This window comes from Leifsonia tongyongensis, assembly GCF_010686705.1.
In the GTDB taxonomy this organism is placed as follows: Bacteria; Actinomycetota; Actinomycetes; order Actinomycetales; family Microbacteriaceae; genus Diaminobutyricibacter; species Diaminobutyricibacter tongyongensis.
In genome coordinates, this window is record NZ_JAAGWY010000003.1 from 138434 (window position 1) to 156372 (window position 17939).

General features: G+C 66.3%; 15 protein-coding genes. 10 read left to right on the forward strand and 5 right to left on the reverse strand.

Annotated elements, in window-relative coordinates; translation table 11 throughout:
- Nucleotides 1-990, reverse strand: coding sequence for a dTDP-glucose 4,6-dehydratase (gene rfbB / locus G3T36_RS14125; RefSeq protein ID WP_163290459.1), 990 nt, complete (start codon nt 988-990; stop codon nt 1-3).
- A 116-nt stretch (nt 991-1106) separates the two neighbouring features.
- Between rfbB and G3T36_RS14130 the strand changes: the two genes are divergently transcribed.
- The 3 genes from G3T36_RS14130 to rfbA are packed head-to-tail and all read left to right on the forward strand — an operon-like array spanning nt 1107 to nt 4393.
- On the forward strand, nt 1107-2864 hold the full coding sequence (locus tag G3T36_RS14130; protein WP_163290460.1) for a cell wall-binding repeat-containing protein: 1758 nt from the start codon (nt 1107-1109) through the stop codon (nt 2862-2864).
- A 48-nt stretch (nt 2865-2912) separates the two neighbouring features.
- Nucleotides 2913-3524, forward strand: coding sequence for a dTDP-4-dehydrorhamnose 3,5-epimerase family protein (locus tag G3T36_RS14135; RefSeq protein ID WP_163290461.1), 612 nt, complete (start codon nt 2913-2915; stop codon nt 3522-3524).
- 5 nt (nt 3525-3529) lie between these two features.
- Nucleotides 3530-4393 (forward strand): glucose-1-phosphate thymidylyltransferase RfbA, encoded by an 864-nt coding sequence (gene rfbA, locus G3T36_RS14140; protein WP_163290462.1) that lies wholly within the window; start codon nt 3530-3532, stop codon nt 4391-4393.
- On the opposite strand, the gene G3T36_RS14145 is transcribed toward rfbA, so the two are convergent.
- Nucleotides 4366-5280, reverse strand: coding sequence for a glycosyltransferase family 2 protein (locus tag G3T36_RS14145; RefSeq protein ID WP_163290463.1), 915 nt, complete (start codon nt 5278-5280; stop codon nt 4366-4368). The genes rfbA and G3T36_RS14145 overlap by 28 nt on opposite strands.
- A gap of 176 nt (nt 5281-5456) precedes the next feature.
- Between G3T36_RS14145 and G3T36_RS14150 the strand changes: the two genes are divergently transcribed.
- From G3T36_RS14150 to G3T36_RS14160, 3 genes are read left to right on the forward strand one after another with little or no spacing between them, the layout of a single operon-like run.
- Entirely contained in the window at nt 5457-6677 is a 1221-nt protein-coding gene (locus G3T36_RS14150) for a glycosyltransferase (RefSeq protein WP_240148570.1), read from the forward strand.
- On the forward strand, nt 6670-7599 hold the full coding sequence (locus G3T36_RS14155) for an NAD-dependent epimerase/dehydratase family protein (RefSeq protein WP_163290465.1): 930 nt from the start codon (nt 6670-6672) through the stop codon (nt 7597-7599). The genes G3T36_RS14150 and G3T36_RS14155 overlap by 8 nt, the downstream gene beginning before the upstream one ends.
- Entirely contained in the window at nt 7568-8569 is a 1002-nt protein-coding gene (locus tag G3T36_RS14160) for a glycosyltransferase family 2 protein (RefSeq protein WP_163290466.1), read from the forward strand. Before G3T36_RS14155 ends, G3T36_RS14160 begins: the two co-directional genes overlap by 32 nt.
- A gap of 21 nt (nt 8570-8590) precedes the next feature.
- Here the strand turns inward: G3T36_RS14160 and G3T36_RS14165 are convergent, their stop codons facing one another.
- Both G3T36_RS14165 and G3T36_RS14170 read right to left on the reverse strand, forming a co-directional pair.
- On the reverse strand, nt 8591-9760 hold the full coding sequence (locus tag G3T36_RS14165) for an ABC transporter ATP-binding protein (RefSeq protein WP_163290467.1): 1170 nt from the start codon (nt 9758-9760) through the stop codon (nt 8591-8593).
- A 3-nt stretch (nt 9761-9763) separates the two neighbouring features.
- A complete protein-coding gene (locus G3T36_RS14170) occupies nt 9764-10696 on the reverse strand; it encodes an ABC transporter permease (protein WP_163290468.1) in 933 nt (310 codons plus the stop codon).
- A 193-nt stretch (nt 10697-10889) separates the two neighbouring features.
- Between G3T36_RS14170 and G3T36_RS14175 the strand changes: the two genes are divergently transcribed.
- The 3 genes from G3T36_RS14175 to G3T36_RS14185 are packed head-to-tail and all read left to right on the forward strand — an operon-like array spanning nt 10890 to nt 15261.
- Nucleotides 10890-11348, forward strand: coding sequence for a hypothetical protein (locus tag G3T36_RS14175; RefSeq protein WP_163290469.1), 459 nt, complete (start codon nt 10890-10892; stop codon nt 11346-11348).
- Complete coding sequence (locus tag G3T36_RS14180; protein WP_163290470.1) at nt 11345-13627, forward strand: hypothetical protein; 2283 nt, start codon at nt 11345-11347, stop codon at nt 13625-13627. The genes G3T36_RS14175 and G3T36_RS14180 overlap by 4 nt, the downstream gene beginning before the upstream one ends.
- 50 nt (nt 13628-13677) lie before the next feature.
- Nucleotides 13678-15261, forward strand: a complete 1584-nt coding sequence (locus G3T36_RS14185; protein ID WP_163290471.1) for a DUF2142 domain-containing protein — start codon at nt 13678-13680, stop codon at nt 15259-15261.
- On the opposite strand, the gene G3T36_RS14190 is transcribed toward G3T36_RS14185, so the two are convergent.
- On the reverse strand, nt 15237-16526 hold the full coding sequence (locus G3T36_RS14190) for a nucleotide sugar dehydrogenase (protein WP_163290472.1): 1290 nt from the start codon (nt 16524-16526) through the stop codon (nt 15237-15239). The two genes, G3T36_RS14185 and G3T36_RS14190, sit on opposite strands and share 25 nt — an antisense overlap.
- A 120-nt stretch (nt 16527-16646) precedes the next feature.
- On the opposite strand from G3T36_RS14190, the gene G3T36_RS14195 reads away from it, so the two are divergent.
- The gene (locus tag G3T36_RS14195; RefSeq protein WP_163290473.1) at nt 16647-17915 is read left to right on the forward strand and encodes a glycosyltransferase family protein; all 1269 of its coding nucleotides are present in this window, start codon (nt 16647-16649) and stop codon (nt 17913-17915) included.
- The last annotated feature ends 24 nt before the right edge of the window (nt 17916-17939 follow it).

The window sequence follows — 17939 nt, forward strand, 5'->3', positions numbered from 1 at the left end:
TCAGGCGTCCAGTGCGGCGCGCGCCTTGAGCGGCTCCCACCACGCTCGGTTGTCGCGATACCACTGCACGACATCCGCCAGACCCTGCTGGAACGGGACGAGCGGCTCGTAGCCGAGCTCGGAGCGAATCTTCGAGATGTCGACCGAGTAGCGCAGGTCGTGGCCGAGCCGGTCGGCGACCCGGTCGACATATGACCAGTCCTTGCCGGTCGCGTCGAGCAGCAGCTGGGTGAGCTCCTTGTTGGTGAGCTCCGTGCCACCGCCGATGTTGTAGATCTCGCCGGCACGGCCGCCGACGAGCACCATCGCGATGCCGCGGGTGTGGTCGTCGACGTGCAGCCAGTCACGGATGTTCAGCCCTTCGCCGTACAGCGGGACGTGCTTGTCGTCGATCAGGTTGGTGACGAAAAGGGGGATGACCTTCTCGGGGAAATGGTAGGGACCGTAGTTGTTCGAGCACCGCGTGATCGAGATGTTCAGGCCGTGGGTGCGGAAATAGCTGCGGGCGAGCAGATCGCTGCCGGCCTTGCTCGCTGAGTAGGGGGAATTCGGCTCGAGGGGGCGGTCCTCGGCCCACGAGCCTTCCGCGATCGAGCCGTAGACCTCGTCGGTGGAGACGTGCACGAAACGCTTCAGGTCGTTGCGGAGCGCGGCGTCGAGGAGCTGCTGGGTGCCGAGGACGTTCGTCTCTACGAAGATCGAGGCGTCGCGAACGGAACGGTCGACGTGCGACTCCGCAGCGAAGTGGACCACCGCGTCAACGGACGGGAACAACTCGTCGAGCAGGCCGCCGTCGCGGATGTCGCCCTTGATGAAGGTGTACCGGGGGGAGGCGGCGACGGGGGCGAGGTTCTCGAGGTTGCCCGAATAGGTCAGGGCGTCGAGGACGACCACCTCTGCGCCTTCGAGGCCCGGGTAGGCGTCCTGCAGGGTGCGCCTGACGAAATTGGAGCCGATGAAACCGGCGCCGCCGGTGACGAGAATCTTCATACGAGCGATCGACCTGTCCTTGAATCGGTGTGCCCGGCGATTCTACCGGGTGCGAAAGGTCCATCTTTCATCGGAAATCTTGCGCTCACGCAAACTTCCGTGATTACGATCACTCCGTGAAAACCACTGCCGGGCGTGCGCGCCGGACTCTCATCGCCTCCATCGTCGCCCTGGTGCTGGCAGGTTCATCGGTGGTCTCCGCCACGGCCGCCTCTGCCACCACAGCACTCGACAACCCGGTGAACCCCGCAGCACTTGCTGTCGGCGACCTCATCAGCGACGCGACCTTCTTCGCGGGCACGTCGATGGACGCGACGGCGGTCCAGTCCTTCCTCACTGGGAAGGTCGCGACCTGCAAGGGGACGACCCCCGCGTGCCTCAAGACATACAGGCAGACGACGCAGACCCGAGCGGCGGATCCGATGTGCAGCGCGTATACCGGAGCCACCCTGGAGACGGCGGCAGCGATCATCGCCAAGGTCGGAGCTGCCTGCGGAATCAGCCCGAAAGTGTTGATCACGCTCATTCAAAAGGAGACCGGCCTGGTGACGTCGGTCCAGCCGACCCAGGCTCTGTACGACCGGGCGACGGGCTACGCGTGCCCTGATGACGGAACCGGCAACTGCGACCCGGCATACACCGGCTTCTACAACCAGGTCTACTGGGCTGCGTGGCAGTTCAAGCGCTACGGAAACCCGCCCGGCACGAGCAACTACTTCACCGACTATCCCGTCGGCAAGGTCAGCCAGGTGCGGTTCAATCTCGACCCGGCCTGCGGCTCCGGTCCGGTGGCGATCTGGAACAAAGCGACGGCTGCGCTCTACTACTACACGCCGTACCAGCCCAACGCCGCCTCGATCGCCGCCTATCCCAGTGAGGGCAACACCTGTTCCGCCTACGGCAACCGCAACTTCTGGGGCATCTACACCCAGTGGTTCGGCAACCCCACGGCCGGCAGCACTCCGACCGTGACGCGATCCGCCGGGTCCGACCGGTACGCCACGGCAGTCGCCGTGTCCGCCGCTGCCTACCCGACGGCGTCCACTCCGGTGGCTGCCGTCTACATCGCGTCGGGCGCCGACTTCCCTGATGCGCTGGGTGCGGCGCCGGTCGCAGCCCTCAGCAGCCGCCAGGGGCCGCTGCTCCTCGTGGCTCCCACCGCCATCCCCGCGAGCGTGGTCAACGAGCTCAAGCGACTCAAACCGACGACGATCTATATCGCGGGCGGCGTGGGAGCGGTCAGCGCAGCCGTCGCCAAGCAACTCGCGTCCTATTCCAGCTCCGTCGTGCGTCTCGCAGGCGTCGACCGCTTCGACACGTCCCGCGTCATCGCCCGCAGCGCTTTCGCATCCGCCTCCACCGCCTACATCGCGACGGGGTTCAACTACCCTGACGCCCTGTCTGCGGGAGCTGCTGCCGGTGCTCACGGTTCGCCGGTGATCCTCGTCAACGGAGGCTCGAAGTCGGTGGACGCCGCGACCAGGAAGCTGTTGACGGATCTCGGCGTCACGAAAGTGAAGATCGTCGGCGGCACCGGCGCCGTGTCGGCCGCCTACGCCCAGAGCCTGGGCAGCTTCGTGACGACTCAGCGCCTGAGTGGCCCCGACCGCTACCAGACGAGCGTTGCGGTGAACGTCGACGCGTTCCCCGGCGCCACGTCCAAGACGTACTTCGCGACCGGCTTGTCGTTCCCGGATGCGCTGGCGGGCGCTGCGGCGGCCGGGGCGGCGGCGAGCCCGCTCTACGTCGTGAAGGCCGGATGCGTCGCGCCGGCTGCCGCAGAGAGCGCCCTCGCGACCCACCCAGGTTTCACGCTGCTCGGCGGTTCGTCCGTGCTCGGCGCCGGCGTCGCCAAGCTCACCGTCTGCCCGTAGCCCATGCCCGGCCCGATCCCTCACCCGGCTGATTGGTAGACTCCGGGGGTGCAAATCCGTGAGCTCGCCATACCCGATGCCTATGAGGTCACCCCGAAGCAGTTCACCGATGACCGTGGGCTGTTCCTCGAGTGGTACCGGTTCGATCGTCTCGAGGAGGCGGTCGGGCATCCGCTCAACCTGAGGCAGGCGAACATCTCGGTCTCCCGCAGGGGCTCCGTTCGCGGGATCCACTTCGCCGACATCCCCCCGAGCCAGGCGAAATACGTCACAGCGCCCCGGGGCGCCGTGCTCGACTTCGTCGTCGACATCCGGGTCGGATCCCCGACGTTCGGCCAGTGGGACAGCGTGCTCCTCGACGATCGTGACCGGCGGGCGGTCTACGTCGCCGAAGGTCTCGGCCACTGCTTCGTCGCGCTGACCGACGACGCGACCGTGAGCTACCTCGTCTCCGACGTGTACAACCCCACCCGCGAGCACGGCATCAATCCTCTCGATCCCGACGTCGCGCTGAGATTCCCCGCCGAGGCAGGAGACCTGCTCCTCTCGCCCAAGGACACCGACGCTCCCGGGCTGGCGGAAGCCGCCGCATCCGGACTGCTCCCGAGCTGGGAACAGGCCCGTGCCTTGTATGCATCCCTCGACCACGGAGGTGAGTAAGCACCATGCGCGGAATCATTCTGGCCGGCGGATCCGGCACCAGGCTGTGGCCGATCACCAAAGGCATCTCGAAGCAGCTGATGCCTATCTACGACAAGCCGATGATCTACTACCCGCTGTCGACGCTCATGATCGCCGGCATCCGCGAGATCCTGATCATCACGACGCCGGAGTACAACGAGCAGTTCAAGGCGCTGCTCGGCGACGGCTTCGAGCTCGGCATCCGCCTCGAGTACGCGGTGCAGCCCTCGCCCGACGGCCTCGCACAGGCATTCATCATCGGCGAGGAGTTCATCGGCGACCAGCCGGTCGCGCTGGTTCTCGGCGACAACATCTTCCACGGCGCCGGCCTCGGGACGTCGCTGCGCAACCACAGCGACATCGACGGAGCGCTGATCTTCGCGTATCACGTGAGCAATCCGCGGTCGTACGGCGTCGTCGAGTTCGACGACGACTTCAAGGCGCTCTCCATCGAGGAGAAGCCGGTCACACCCAAGAGCAACTACGCGGTGCCCGGGCTCTACTTCTACGACAACTCGGTGGTGCAGATCGCGAAGACGATCGTGCCGAGCGCTCGCGGCGAGCTCGAGATCTCGACGGTGAACGAGCGCTACCTCGACGCCGGCGCCCTGCAGGTCGAGGTGCTCGACCGCGGCACCGCCTGGCTCGACACCGGAACGTTCGAATCGATGATGCAGGCGTCGGAGTACGTGCGGGTCATCGAAGACCGGCAGGGCTTCAAGGTGGGCTGCATCGAAGAGATCGCCTGGCGCGCGGGCTGGATCGACGACGGGCGTCTCGCGGAGCTGGCGAAGCCGCTGGTCAAGAGCGGCTACGGCACCTACCTCGAAGGGTTGCTCGGCGCCTGAGCCTGGACGGCGCGCCGCTGGGCCCGTTCGACCCGCATCGTGACGAGGCGGGACCGAACAGTCAGCCCGACCCGCAGCGCCCACCGCAACGGCGCCAGGAGCGGGCCGGGGTACTTCTTCTGCAGGTAGCGGTACGCGCTCTCGTGGTGCGCCCTGAGCATGCGGGTGGACTCGGTCGCGGTCGAATGGGCACCGGTGTGCACGACCTGGGCGCTCGGGACGTAGAGGTTGGACCAGCCCGCGCGTCCCAGCCGGAAGCCGAGATCCACATCTTCGAAATACATGAAATAGCCCTCGTCGAAACCGCCGACGGCGTCGAACGCGCTCCTGCGCAGGAGCACGCACGACCCGCTCAGCCAGCCCACGGCACGTTCATCGGGCTTGGACTCGTCCGAACGGTAGGCGCGCGTCCACGGGTTGCGCGGCCAGATGCCGGTGAGCAGCGCGTGACCGACACCGGTGCGCAGCGAGGGCAGGCGCCTGGCCGATGGATAGGTCGTGCCGTCCGCGTTGAGCACCCGAGGACCCGCTGCGGCGGCGCCCGGGTTCGCGTCGAGACGGTCCGTGAGCGTGCGGAGCGCGCCTTCGCCGAGCTCGACATCCGGGTTCGACACGAGGACGTACGCCGTACCGGGCCCGAGGCTGCGCACGGCTGCGTTGACAGCACCGCCGTAACCGAGGTTCGCGCCCACCTCGAGGAAGGTCGCGCCGTACGAGGCGGAGATGCGTCGCGACTCGGCGGCATCCCGCGAATCGTTGTCGGCGACGACGACCGTCACGGCGGACGACTCGCTCTTCCGCACCGATGCGAGGAACGGTTCGAGGGCGCCGCTCGAGTTGTAGGTGACCGTGACGATAGCGACGGATTCCAGGGGGGTAGCGGACATCGCGGCCCATCCTATCCCGGTCCCCGGTGGGCCCCCTGCGAGGATGCTCGCTGTGCGCCGGAGACACGGACGCCCAGATTCGGCTGTGACCGCGTTGTTACACTGGGTTGCTGCATCGCAAGGCCACGCCCGACGGGCCTAGCGTACGGACTGATGAATGAGGAACTAACGTGAGCATGATCGTCAAGGGCCTGAGAGTCCTCGGAGCCGAGGGCCCGCGGGTCTTCCTCGCCAGGCTTCTCGCCAAAGCCCACACGAGGCTCGTCCGGTACAAGCCGGCCATGCTCGTGGCGAACAACGACGCCGCCGGTGTCGACTGGACGACCCGTCCGGCTCAGCTCGAAGACCAGATCACTGTCCGCGAAGGACCCGTCGACATCGCCTGGGTGATGTCGCCCCCTGGGCGCGAGAGCGGCGGGCACCAGAACCTGTTCCGGTTCATCGACTTCGCCGAGAAGGCCGGCCACCGGTGCACGATCTACCTCTACTCGTCGATGGTCGACCAGGTGAGCATCCCCGACGTCCGCTCCATGCTCGCGAAATCGGCGGCGTATCCGAACCTCGCGGCCGATATCCGTATGTACGAGGCCGCATCCGGAGTGCACGATTCTGCACAGGCCCTGTTTGCAACCGGGTGGGAGACCGCGTACCCGGTCTACCTCGACAAGTCGCGCGCGAAGCGCTTCTACTTCGTCCAGGACTTCGAACCGAGCTTCTACCCGGTGGGCACCGAATACGTTCTCGCTGAGAATACCTACAGGTTCGGGTTTCACGGTATCACCGCCGGGGGTTGGCTCGCCCACAAGCTCCATGCCGAGTACGGCATGAGTACAGACATGTTCGATTTCGCCGTCGACAAGACGCACTATCACGTGACCAACACGAATCGCCGCACCGAGGTGTTCTTCTATGCGCGCCCGGTGACGGCTCGGCGCGCCTTCGAATTCGGGCTCCTCGCGCTCGCCGATTTCGCTGCGATGAAGCCGGACGTCACCATCAACCTCGCCGGATGGAACGTGTCGAACTGGAACATCCCGTTCAAGTACAAGAACCTGGCCAGCCTCGACATCTCCCAGCTGAACGAGGTCTACAACCGCTGCGCAGCGGGCCTCGTCCTCTCGCTTACGAACATGTCGCTTCTGCCCCTCGAATTGATGGCCAGCGGTGTGGCGCCGGTCGTCAATGACGCTCCCAACAATCGACTGGTCTCGGACAATCCCTTCATCGAATATGTGCCCGCCTCCCCACTGGCGATTGCGCGAACGATGGTCGAGGTCCTCGACCGCCCCGATGCGGTGGAACGTACGATCGCCATGTCCAAGTCGCTCGCGAACGTCGACTGGCGCGACTCCGGCAACCAGTTCGTCGAGGCCTTCGAAAGGGTGATGAGTGCCTAGGACCCTCGTAATCGGCGCGAACGGTTTCATCGGCTCGCACCTGGTGGATGCTCTCGTCGGAGCGGACCATGAGGTCCGGGCGTTCGACCGGTTCAGTTCGCGCACGCCCACCTTCGCCACCCGTGACGTCGAGATCGTCCAGGGGGAGTTCCTGAGCCGCGCCGACCTCGACTCTGCGGTGCAGGGCATGGACTACGTCGTCCACGCGCTGTCGACGACGACACCCGCGACCGCCGAGAGCGATCCGACACTGGACATCCGCACCAACGTCGCGCAGACCGTCGAACTCCTCGAGTCGTGTGTCGACGCCAACGTGGGGCACCTCTATTTCACCTCCACCGGTGGAGCGATCTATGGGCCGCAGGGCAAGGCGGAGTATTCGGAGTCCGACCGCGCGCTGCCGATCTCGCCTTACGGCATCGGCAAGCTGTCGATCGAGCACTACCTGCAGTACTTCAAGACCAAGCACGGGCTCTCATCGACGTCGTTCCGGGTGTCGAATCCGTACGGGACCCGCCAACATCCCAACCGCAAGCAGGGGCTCATCCCGATTGCGCTGCGGCAGATCGTGCTCGGGCGGCCGGTGGTCCGGCTCGGCGACGGTTCCATGGTCCGCGACTACGTCTACGTCGAAGACCTGGTGCGGATGCTCGTCCCCGTGCTGGGGCGCGCGACCGAATACGGTCTCTACAACGTGGGCAGCGGCAGCGGCACGAGCGTGAACGAGGTGCTCGAGTCGTTGCGGCGTGTCGTGGGCGGCGATTTCGCGATCGAGGAACGCCCCAAGCCGCCGACGTTCGTCGACACCGTCGTACTGAACACCTCACGGTTCCGTACGGAGTTCGGCGAGATTCCGATGACACCGATGGACGAAGGGATACGCCGGACCTATGACGAAATCCGCTCCGGAATCGAACGCTGACGCCACACCCCTGGCGACGGTGGCGATCCTCACCTACAACGGGGAGACCTACCTGCGGCGGATCCTCGAGCAGGTCAGCGCGCAGGAGGTGGACGGCGAGGTCGAGATCCTCGTGATCGACTCGGGCTCCACCGACGGGACGCTGGGTATCGTCGCCGAATTCCCCCACGTGCGCCTCCACCAGATTCCGAACGGCGAATTCGGGCACGGGCGCACCCGCAATCTGGCGGCCGAGCTCGCGCGGGGGGAATTCATCGCCTACTTGACGCACGACGCGGTGCCGGTCGACCACAACTGGCTGCGCGAACTGATCGCACCGTTCGCGATCGACCCGACCATCGTGGCCGTAATGGGCAAGCAGGTTCCACGCCGTGGGGCGTTCCCGCTTCAGAAGTACGAGATCCAGGGCGTGTTCCGCAATTTCGGCCCCGACTTCGGCACCGCGGTCTTCTACAAGGACTCGTTCGTCACCGATGAGGGCATCCTCGGCGCCATCAGCTTCTATTCTGACGTGAACTCGGCCGCGCGCCGGCGATTCCTGCTCGATGTGATCCCCTATCGTGACGTGCGTTACGCGGAGGATCAGCTGTTCGGCAAGGACCTCATCGAAGCCGGCTATCGCAAGGCGTATGCGCCCCGGGCCGCGGTCGAGCACTCGAACGATCTCACACGCGACGAATACCGGCAGCGCATCTTCGACGAGACCGTCGGCCTCCGCCAGATCGGGACGCCGATCCAACCTCTGAGCAACCAGGGGCGGCTGCGGCTCACTGCGCGCGGTATCGCCGGCGACAGCCTCCGCATCCTCCGCGACCCGGAGTTCAGCTGGAAGCGCAAGCTGTACTGGCTCGCGGCGAACCCGGCATACCAGGTGACCAAATGGGAGAGCTACCGCAGGTCGACGCTGGTCGACCTCGATGATCCTGAGGCCATCCGCGCCGGCTCGCTGGAGCACTCGCGCAAGAAGTGAGCGCGGCCACTCGACTGTGGGCTATTCGACAGTGACGGTCGGGGAGAGGCGCAGGATGCCGTGGCCGACCGCTCCGGTCGGCGTGTCGAAGCTCACCGCGGCCGGTGCCTGGTCGAAGTTGCGGCCCGTCTTGTCTCCAAGACCGACGTTGACCAGGTACTTGCCCGTCCCGATCCGGACGTCCGGGAACGTCATGGTGAGCACGTGCTTGCCCTTGACGTTGGGGAGCACGACGTTCGTGTCCCACGTCGTCGCTTCGTAGAGCCGCGTTCCCAACGGGGTGTCGATCGACATGCCCATACCCCAGTCAGGAACCGGCTTGCGGATGTCAACCGAGACGGTCAGCGTGAGGTCGGATCGGCCCTCGCGTTCGACCATCGCCGCACGGACGTCGTCGATCAGGTAGGGGAAGTCCTCACGGCGGGTGCCGTGTCGCAGGTTCGACGCAAGGCGGTCCTCTTCGTAGCCGTTGCGCAGGATCCGGATGCCCTCGGCAGGATCGCCGTCGTGCTGCACCGCGCCGCCGTGCAGCACCAGCACCCGGTCGCAGAGGTTTCCGACCTGGTCGGCCGAATGGCTCACGAGGACGATGGTGCGGCCCTCGTGCTGGAACTCGGAGATCTTCTCCATGCACTTGCGCTGGAAGGGCTCGTCGCCCACGGCCAGCACCTCATCGACGAGGAGAAGGTCGGGGTCGACGTGTACCGCCACGGCGAAGGCGAGACGCACGTACATGCCGGAGCTGTAGAACTTGACCTGTGTGTCGATGAACGACTCGATGCCCGAGAAGTCGACGATGGCGTCGAAGTAACGGTCGGTGTCGGCGCGGGACAGGCCGAGGATCGCAGCGTTCAGGTAGACGTTCTCGCGGCCCGTCAGATCCTGGTGGAAGCCTGCTCCGAGCTCGAGAAGGGCGGCCATGCGACCGCGCCGGGCGACCGATCCGGTGCTGGGCTGCAGGATGCCGCCGATCACCTTGAGGAGCGTGCTCTTGCCGGAGCCGTTGTGGCCGACGAGCCCGACGGTCGAGCCGACCTCGATCTGGGTGCTCACATTGCGGAGCGCCCAGAAGTCTTCACGGTGCTTGCGGGAGGCCTTGAAGTTGACGAGCCGCTCTTTGAGCGACTTCTCTTTGTGCAGGACGAAGCGCTTCGAGACGTCGTCGACACTGACCAGGATCGGTGAGGTCATGTTCTAGAGCTCCTGTGCGAAGTTGCCCTGAAGGCGGGAGAAGATGCGCTGGGCGAGCCACACGAGCACCAGGCTGACGACCAGGGTGATCGCGAGGCGCAGTTCGAGGTGGTCGGGCCAGGCCTGTGTGAACTTTCCCGTTGCGTCGGAGCCGGCGGCCCAGAGTGCCTTCTGCATGGCGATGATGCAGATGGTGACGGGGTTGGCGAGGTAGAGCTGCTCGAGCCAGTTGCCGTGGAGCGCGTTGTGGACGAAGGTGAACGAGTAGACGATCGGCGAGGCCCAGAAGAGCACCACGAGCGCGATCTCGACAAGGTGCTCCGTGTCGCGGAGGTAGACGTTGACCGCCGAGAGCACGAGGCCGACGGCCGTCGAGAACACGATCAGTGTGACGATCGCGACGGGGGCGAACCAGAGCCTCCCGTCGCCGGGGAACGACGAGAGGAAGGTGATGGCGACCAGCAGCACGACCGCCTGGACCGCGAAGTTGAAGATGGCGCCGCCGACCGAACTGAGCGGGAAGATCTCCCGCGGCAGGTAGACCTTCTTCACCAGCCCCGAATTGGAGACGAGCGAGGTCGTCATGCTCGAGACGGACTCGGCGAAAAGGCCCCAGGTGGTCAGGCCGATGAAGACGAAGATCGCGAAGTCCGGGACGGCGCGTGCAGCCCCGAGGATCTGGCCGATCGCGAAGTAGTAGATGAGGAGCTGGACGAGGGGGCGGACGAGGCTCCACACGATGCCGAGCGAGCTGTCTTTGTAGCGCGCACGGATCTCGCGTCGCACCAGAAGCCAGAGGAGCTCTCGGTGCGCCCAGATCTCGGCGACCGATTTCCCTGTTCCCGTGAAAAAGCCGGTCTTCTGTCCGACGTGCTCCATCGGAAGTGAGGCGATCCGGGACGCGCGCTCCTGCGCTTCTGCGTCCATGGTGGTCATAGCTGTACTGGTCACTCGCCTCACCGACGTGTTCGATCGGCGCCTTCATCTCGGGTTCACGTACCGTTCGACGAACGGACAGGCTCGATTCTAAGGGAAATATCTGTACGTGTTGTGAGGGTGCCCGCGCGCACCTGGGCGATAGCCTGATTGAGCCGCGCCGACCGAGCGGCCCGAACACGCTGGGGACACGATGAGGACACCGCGGTGGAGTGCGCGCACAATCGCTGCATGCGCGCTGCTCACGCTCGGGCTCTCCGGATGCACGACAGGCGGCGTGATCGGACTGCCGGGTTCGCCCGGCCCGTCCTTGACGACCGTAACGCCCACACCGACCCCGACGCCGACCAGTGAACCGGAAGCCGTCATCGTCGTGGCATCCGTCGATGCGGACGGAAAGGCCGTGACGACCTCCGGCTATGTGAACGGGATCATCGAGGACGGTGGGTCGTGCGCCTTCGTGCTCACCTCGGGAGCGTCCACCGTAACGACGACGACGGCCGGCCAGGCCGACAGGTCGACGACCTCCTGCGGCCAGGGCAGCACTCCCATCGGCAGACTGTCCCGCGGGTCGTGGAACGTCGTGCTGACCTACACGTCCCTGTCCCAGAGAACCGTGGTGTCACAGCCCGTGAGTGTGGAGATCCCGTGAAACCGTTTCGACTCGTGGCGGCGGCACTCGCGCTCGCACTGACGTTCACCGTCGTCAGTGCCTTCCCGTTCGAGCAGCCGGCCGCGCAGGCAGCCGACGGCAGGCAGTTCGACCCCGGCGACATCATCAGCGACGCCTTGTTCTTCGACGGCGCCGCGATGAACGCGGCCGACATCCAGACGTTCCTCAACGGCAAGGTCTCATCCTGCCGTTCCGGCTACACCTGCCTCAAGGACTACCGCCAGTCGACGACGTCGAAGGCCGCTGTCAGTGGGCGGTGCAACGCATACGCCGGCGCCGCGAACGAACTCGCATCGGCGATCATCGCGAAGGTGGGCGCAGCCTGCGGCATCAGCCAGAAGGCGCTGATCGTGCTCCTTGAGAAGGAGCAGGGCCTGGTGACGGACGACTTCCCGGGGTCGGGCCAGTACCGGTCGGCCACGGGCTACGGCTGCCCGGACACCGCCGTCTGCGACTCCCAGTACTACGGCTTCTTCAACCAGGTCTACAACGCTGCGTTACAGTTCAAGCGGTATGCGGCCACCCCGACGAGCTGGAACCATGTGGCCGGGCGCGTGAATGCGGTGCGTTTCAGCCCGAACGCCGCCTGCGGCTCCAGCAACGTCTTCATCCAGAACCAGGCGACGGCGGGACTGTACAACTACACGCCGTACCAGCCCAACGCTGCGGCCCTCGCGAACTTGTACGGGACGGGCGACGGCTGCAGTTCCTACGGCAATCGGAACTTCTGGCGGATGTACACCGACTGGTTCGGGTCGACGATCGCGGGCACCAGCCTTCTGCGGACGATGACCGATCCGACGGTCTACGTCGTGTCGGGGACGAACAAGTACCCGATCGCGAACGCCCAGATGCTGGCGGCGTACTCGCCACTCGGCCAGGTGGGTTATGTGTCCGCCCAGTACTTGAGCGCCTACAAGACGATGCAGTTCGCCGGCCGGGTCATCCGCTCGCCGGGCGGAACCATCTACTTCACGGACGCCGGCCTCAAGCTCAGCTTCACGTCGTGCGGCCTGGTGGTCGATTACGGCGGCAGATGCGACGCGACGGGCTTCGTGCAGCTGACGGATGAGCAGCTGAGCCATTTCGCGCCCGGCCCGACCATGGGTCCGGTGCTCGGCACGACCGCCGGGGCCCGCTACTACATCACGGCAGGGACGAAGCGCGAGATCCTCGACGACACGTCGGAGGCCGCCGCAGGGCTCCCGGCGGGGTTCAATGTGCTCACCGAGAACGCGGTGTCGACGCTGCCGTACGGAAACCCGGTGATCCGTGACTCGGTGTTCGTCGCCGAGCGCGGCACTTCGAACTATTCGTATCTCGGAAACGCGGCGCGCTACCCCGTCGACGCTATTGCCGTCGCGGGCGCTGGGCTGCCGAAGACGGCCGCGGGGAGCCTGAGCACCGCCAGCCTGGCGAAGATCCCGGCAGGGGCCACCACGTTCTCCGGGATGGTGACGACGCTGCCGACCGATCCTGTGTCGATCCTGACCGCGGCCGGACGATACACCTGGAGCGGCTCGGCGGCGCTCCCCGCGGTCACCGTGCCCCAGGCCTTCCTGGACGCCTACCCCTCGGTCGGTTCCATCGCGGCCGGTGCATCCGTCAAGACGGCAGGGAGCGCGACCGTCTACATCGTGATGACCGACAAGATCCTGCCCGTCGGGGCATGGGACTCCCTGCTTGCGCTCAACGCCGGCAAGACTCCGACCATCACGACGGTTCCGGATGCGCTCGTCGGCGCGCTCCCGAAGGGACCAGTCGCTCTCACAGCGGGCTCGCTCGTTCGCACGCCGACCAACGCCACGGTCTATCTCGTGAACGGTGTCACCAGCAAGATCGCGCTGTCCGACTTCGTCTTCACGACGGAAGCGGGCATCACCGCCTGGACGATGACGACACAGGCGCGGCTCGACGCGTATCCGCTGGCCCCGACGCTGATGGGATTCGGTGTCGCCTGCGGGACCCAGAACTATGTCAGTGCCGGCGGCGCCCTCCACGGCGTGAGCAAAGAGCTTCAGCCGGCGTTTCCCTTCACGTACGTGCCGCTGGACCAGTTCACCTGTGCGCTGTTGAAGGTTGCCTCGCCGGCAACCGCGTTCATCCGGGTCCCGGACGGCTCGATCTACTTTCTGGAGGCTGGGCAGAAGCGCCCGATCACCTCCATGGCGCGGTTCGTGCAGCTCAGCCAGGGCAAACCGTACCTGAACGTCGTCGCGAAATTCGCCGCCGCCATTCCGACAGGTCCGGCCGCATGACGCCGGGCGGGTGCAGCATTCGCCCATAACCGAGCGGATAGTATTCACTGGTGCAATCGACCGAAACACCCCTGAAGCGCACTCGTCGTTTCAGACCGATCCTCCTCGTCCCCGTATTCACTCTCATCGCTTTGCTGTGCTGGGTGTTCGCGTCGCCGATCGCTTCGAGTCCGGACGACGACTACCACCTGGCGAGCATCTGGTGCGGGCTGGGGGAGCGCCCAGGGCTGTGCGAGTCGGTTCCGGGGCACCCGAACGAGCGCACTGTACCCTGGGCGGTCGGCCAGACACCGTGCAGCCGACACTTCGTGGGCAGCGATGAGACGTGCCCGGTCGACGGACTCGCGCCCGACTCGATGGTCACGGTCTCGCACGTCAATTCGACGGGGTCGTACCCGCCCCTCTACTACGCGACGATGGGGTTGTTCGCGAGTACGAACTTCACCTTCTCCATCCTTCTCATGCGGGCCATCAACGTGATCCTCTTCGTCGGCATCACGAGCTTGCTCTATTTCCTCTTGTCGCCGAGCAGGCGTCGCACCCTCGTGTGGACCTGGTCGATCGTCATCGTGCCACTGGGTGCGTTTCTCATCGCGTCGAACAACCCGAGCGCGTGGGGGATCATTTCTGCGGGCAGTCTCTGGCTCGCGCTCGTCGGGTACTTCGAACAGAACGGGTGGCGCAGCATCTCGCTTGGCGCTCTCGCGCTCGTCGCTGCTGTCATGGGAGCCGGGGCGAGGGCGGATGCCGCGATCTACGCGGTTATCGGTGTCGTGATTGCGCTTGTGATGACGATGTCGAGGACCAGGGCATTCTGGTTGAAGGCCCTCCTGCCTCTGGGCATTGTGATCGTGGCCGGGCTCTTCTACCTGCTCTCCAATCAGTCAGGGGTGGCTTCGAACGGACTCACCGGTATGCACACGGCTGGAGCGATCAATGGCGCCGGGCTGGTCTGGTACAACCTGCTCTGGACGCCCTCGCTCTGGGCGGGGGTCCTTGGTACGTGGCGCCTCGGCTGGCTGGACACGTGGGTGCCCGCCATCACCTCGACCATTGGAATCCTCGCGTTCGGCGCTGCGACGTTCACGGGGATCGCGTCGTGGTCGGCGCGCAAGCTCACGGCGTTGGTGATCGCGATCGTCGCCCTCTTCGCGATCCCGGGTTACATCCTTTACAAGAGCCACGCGATCGTCACCCAGGAGGTGCAGCCGCGCTACATCATGCCGCTCGTGATCATCTTCGCGGGCGTCGCACTCCTGCAGGTCGGGGCCAGGCTTGTGGACTTCACGAGACTGCAGACCCTCGTTGTCGTGATCGGGGTGAGCGTCGCGAACAGTGCAGCACTCCACGACACGATGCAGCGCTATATCTCAGGCTTCTATGTCTACGACTGGAACCTTGACCACGCCCAGCACTGGTGGTGGAACACGCCGGTGCCACCGATGGCCGTGTGGATCGTCGGCTCACTCGCCTTCGCAGCGGCGGTGTATTTCGCCCTGACCCCTCGGCCTCTGGCAGGGGAAGCCGAGGCATCGTCGTCCGCGCGTTTCAGCGTCGTCGACGAGGCGGACGCCGACCGGCGATCACCGGCGACCGCGGAGGCGATCGCTCAGGCGACGCCGATCACGCGGTAGGTCACACCCGGCCACGCGCCCGGTGCGCTCACACGGCGGCCGTCGATGAAGGCCTTCACGCCGGGCAGATCGTCCGGTCCGGTGGTGCGATACTCGGCGTGGTCGGTCTGCACGATGGCCGCGTCGATCTCGTCGCCGAAGTGGTACGGCTCGAACCCGAGGCCGCGCAGTTCATCGTCGGTGTAGAGCGGGTCGTGCACCAGTGGCACGGCGTGGCGCGACCGCAGCGCATCGACGGTGGGGAAGACGCCGGAGAACGCCGTCTCCTTGACGCCGCCACGATAGGCGGCGCCGAGCACCACGACGCGGGCGCCGGCGATCGAACCGTACGCGCCCTCGAGCATCGACACGGCGTGCATCGGCATGGCCGCGTTCGCTTCGCGGGCCGCCTTCACGATGGTCGCCTCGGGGTCGTTCCAGAGGTACAGCCGGGGATAGACGGGGATGCAGTGGCCGCCGACGGCGATGCCCGGGCGGTGGATGTGGCTGTACGGCTGCGAGTTCGACGCCTCGATCACCTGGTAGACGTCGATTCCGGCGCGCTCGGCGAAGCGGGCGAACTGGTTCGCCAGCCCGATGTTGACGTCGCGGTAGGTGGTCTCCGCGAGCTTCGCGAACTCGGCCGCCTCGGCGGATCCGAGATCCCAGACCCCGTTCCCGCGTGCGAGGTCGGCGCGCTCGTCGAAGTCGAGGACGTCGCGGTAGAACGCGGCGGCCTTGGCGGCGCCCTCCGGGGAGAGGCCGCCGATGAGTTTCGGATACTTGCGCAGGTCTGCGAAGATCCGGCCGGAGAGCACGCGCTCGGGCGAGAAGACGAGGTCGAAGTCCACTCCCTCGACGAGACCCGACGTCGATTCGATGAGCGGCTTCCAGCGGGTGCGGGTGGTGCCCACGGGAAGGGTCGTCTCATAGGAGACGAGCGTGCCCGGCGTGAGGGTCTCGGCGAGCGACTTCGTGGCCGCATCCATCCATCCCCAGTCGGGGCGGGCGTCGAGGTCGACGAACAGCGGCACGACGACGACGACCGCGTCGGCTTGGGGAACCGCATCCGCATAGTCGGTCGTCGCGCGCAGGTTGCCGGAAGCGACCGCGTCCGCCAGGAGTTCGGCCAGATCGGCCTCCCCGGGGAAGGGCGCGATCCCGCCGTTGACGAGTTCGACGGTCTGCGCGTTGACGTCGACTCCGACGACCTCGTGGCCCTTCGTCGCGAACTGGACCGCGAGGGGGAGTCCGATCTTACCTAGTGCGATTACCGCGATTCTCATGTGCGAGGTGGTCCCTGAATACGTCGTACGTTGATAGTGTCTAGGCTTTCAATCCTATTCGCGACTCATCGAGCGGATGACCGAGAGCGCACCAGACGGCGGGAAGGAGACGGTTCGAGGATGGGGAACCCCCTGAAGTCCCTGGCCTCAGCGGTCGCGAGGCGGGCCGCAGCGAACCGGCATCGGCTTCCGCGCTGGGTCGCGTCCGCCCTCGACTGGGCGATTGCGCGACCGAACAGCCTGATCGGCGCGCTGGCCTACCGGGTCATCGGAGCGACGGACGGAACGCCGAGTGCGAATCCGGCTCTCGACGGGGAGACGACCCGGCTCTACATCGGCCCGGCGAACTACGCCGGCCAGGGCCGCGAGTGGGCTGCCGCCGCGCAGGCGAGCCGGGAGGGAACGCGAGCGATCAACATGGTCGTCGACGTTCCCGGGATGATCCGGTTCGCCGCTGACATCGAGGTGCCGTTGCGGGTGTACATGGGCTCCGGGGCCTGGCAGAAGGAGCAGTTCGAATACGTCGGGCGGTTCACGCACTGCCTGGTCGAGAGCGGCCGGCCGCTCTTCGGCGGACTCTTCGGTCAGGATGCATTCGCCGAGGCCGCCGCGCTCGCCGAATCGGGGGTCAGTGTCGCGATGATGTGCCACGGGAGTGACGTGCGCCAGCATGCCCGGCATCGCGAGAACCACCGGTGGTCGCCCTACGCCGACCGCTCGCTCTACAGCCGGTCCGCCGAACGGCGGGCGACGGAATTCGTGGGCGGGCTCGAGCGGTTCGACGGCCCCGTCTTCGTCTCGACTCCCGACCTGCTCGACGACGTCCCGTTCGGCATCTGGTGCCCGGTCGTCGTCGACACGGAGCGCTGGTACCCGGGAGCCGCGCCGATGGAACGGGATCGCCCGGTCGTCGTGCACTCGCCGAGCTCGTCGGCGATCAAGGGGAGCGACCTCATCGAACCCCACCTCCGGACACTCGAGGACGAGGGGCTGATCGAGTACCGCCGTCTCGAGGGCGTTCCGTGGGCGCAGATGCCCGACATCATCCGGGATGCGGACATCGTGCTCGACCAGTTCCGCATCGGCAGCTACGGCGTCGCCGCGTGCGAGGCCCTGTCGACCGGGCGGGTCGTCGTCGGCCAGGTCGCGGATCACGTCCGTGCGCGGGTCGAGGAGCGCACCGGGTCCGAGCTTCCCATCATCGAGGCCAACGTCGAGACCGTCGGTGTCGTGGTCCGGGAGCTCCTGGGCGATCGTGACCGTGCGCGGCGGGTCGCGGCCGATGGCCAGCGGTTCGTCACCGAGCTGCACGGCGGATTCGCCGCTGCGGAGACCCTCAGCCGTGCCTGGCTGGGTTCGGACGCCCTGCGGCCGGGTCCCGGCCGATGACGTCGATGCCATCGGCTGCGAATA

What these genes read in the sequence shown, in the direction of transcription:
- rfbA (WP_163290462.1), top strand. Translation starts at nt 3,530, where the DNA reads ATGCGCGGAATCATTCTGGCCGGCGGATCCGGCACCAGGCTGTGGCCG.
- G3T36_RS14190 (WP_163290472.1), bottom strand. Translation starts at nt 16,526, where the DNA reads ATGAGAATCGCGGTAATCGCACTAGGTAAGATCGGACTCCCCCTCGCG.
- rfbB (WP_163290459.1), bottom strand. Translation starts at nt 990, where the DNA reads ATGAAGATTCTCGTCACCGGCGGCGCCGGTTTCATCGGCTCCAATTTC.
- G3T36_RS14150 (WP_240148570.1), top strand. Translation starts at nt 5,457, where the DNA reads ATGATCGTCAAGGGCCTGAGAGTCCTCGGAGCCGAGGGCCCGCGGGTC.
- G3T36_RS14145 (WP_163290463.1), bottom strand. Translation starts at nt 5,280, where the DNA reads ATGTCCGCTACCCCCCTGGAATCCGTCGCTATCGTCACGGTCACCTAC.
- G3T36_RS14195 (WP_163290473.1), top strand. Translation starts at nt 16,647, where the DNA reads ATGGGGAACCCCCTGAAGTCCCTGGCCTCAGCGGTCGCGAGGCGGGCC.
- G3T36_RS14160 (WP_163290466.1), top strand. Translation starts at nt 7,568, where the DNA reads ATGACGAAATCCGCTCCGGAATCGAACGCTGACGCCACACCCCTGGCG.
- G3T36_RS14175 (WP_163290469.1), top strand. Translation starts at nt 10,890, where the DNA reads ATGAGGACACCGCGGTGGAGTGCGCGCACAATCGCTGCATGCGCGCTG.
- G3T36_RS14170 (WP_163290468.1), bottom strand. Translation starts at nt 10,696, where the DNA reads ATGACCACCATGGACGCAGAAGCGCAGGAGCGCGCGTCCCGGATCGCC.
- G3T36_RS14165 (WP_163290467.1), bottom strand. Translation starts at nt 9,760, where the DNA reads ATGACCTCACCGATCCTGGTCAGTGTCGACGACGTCTCGAAGCGCTTC.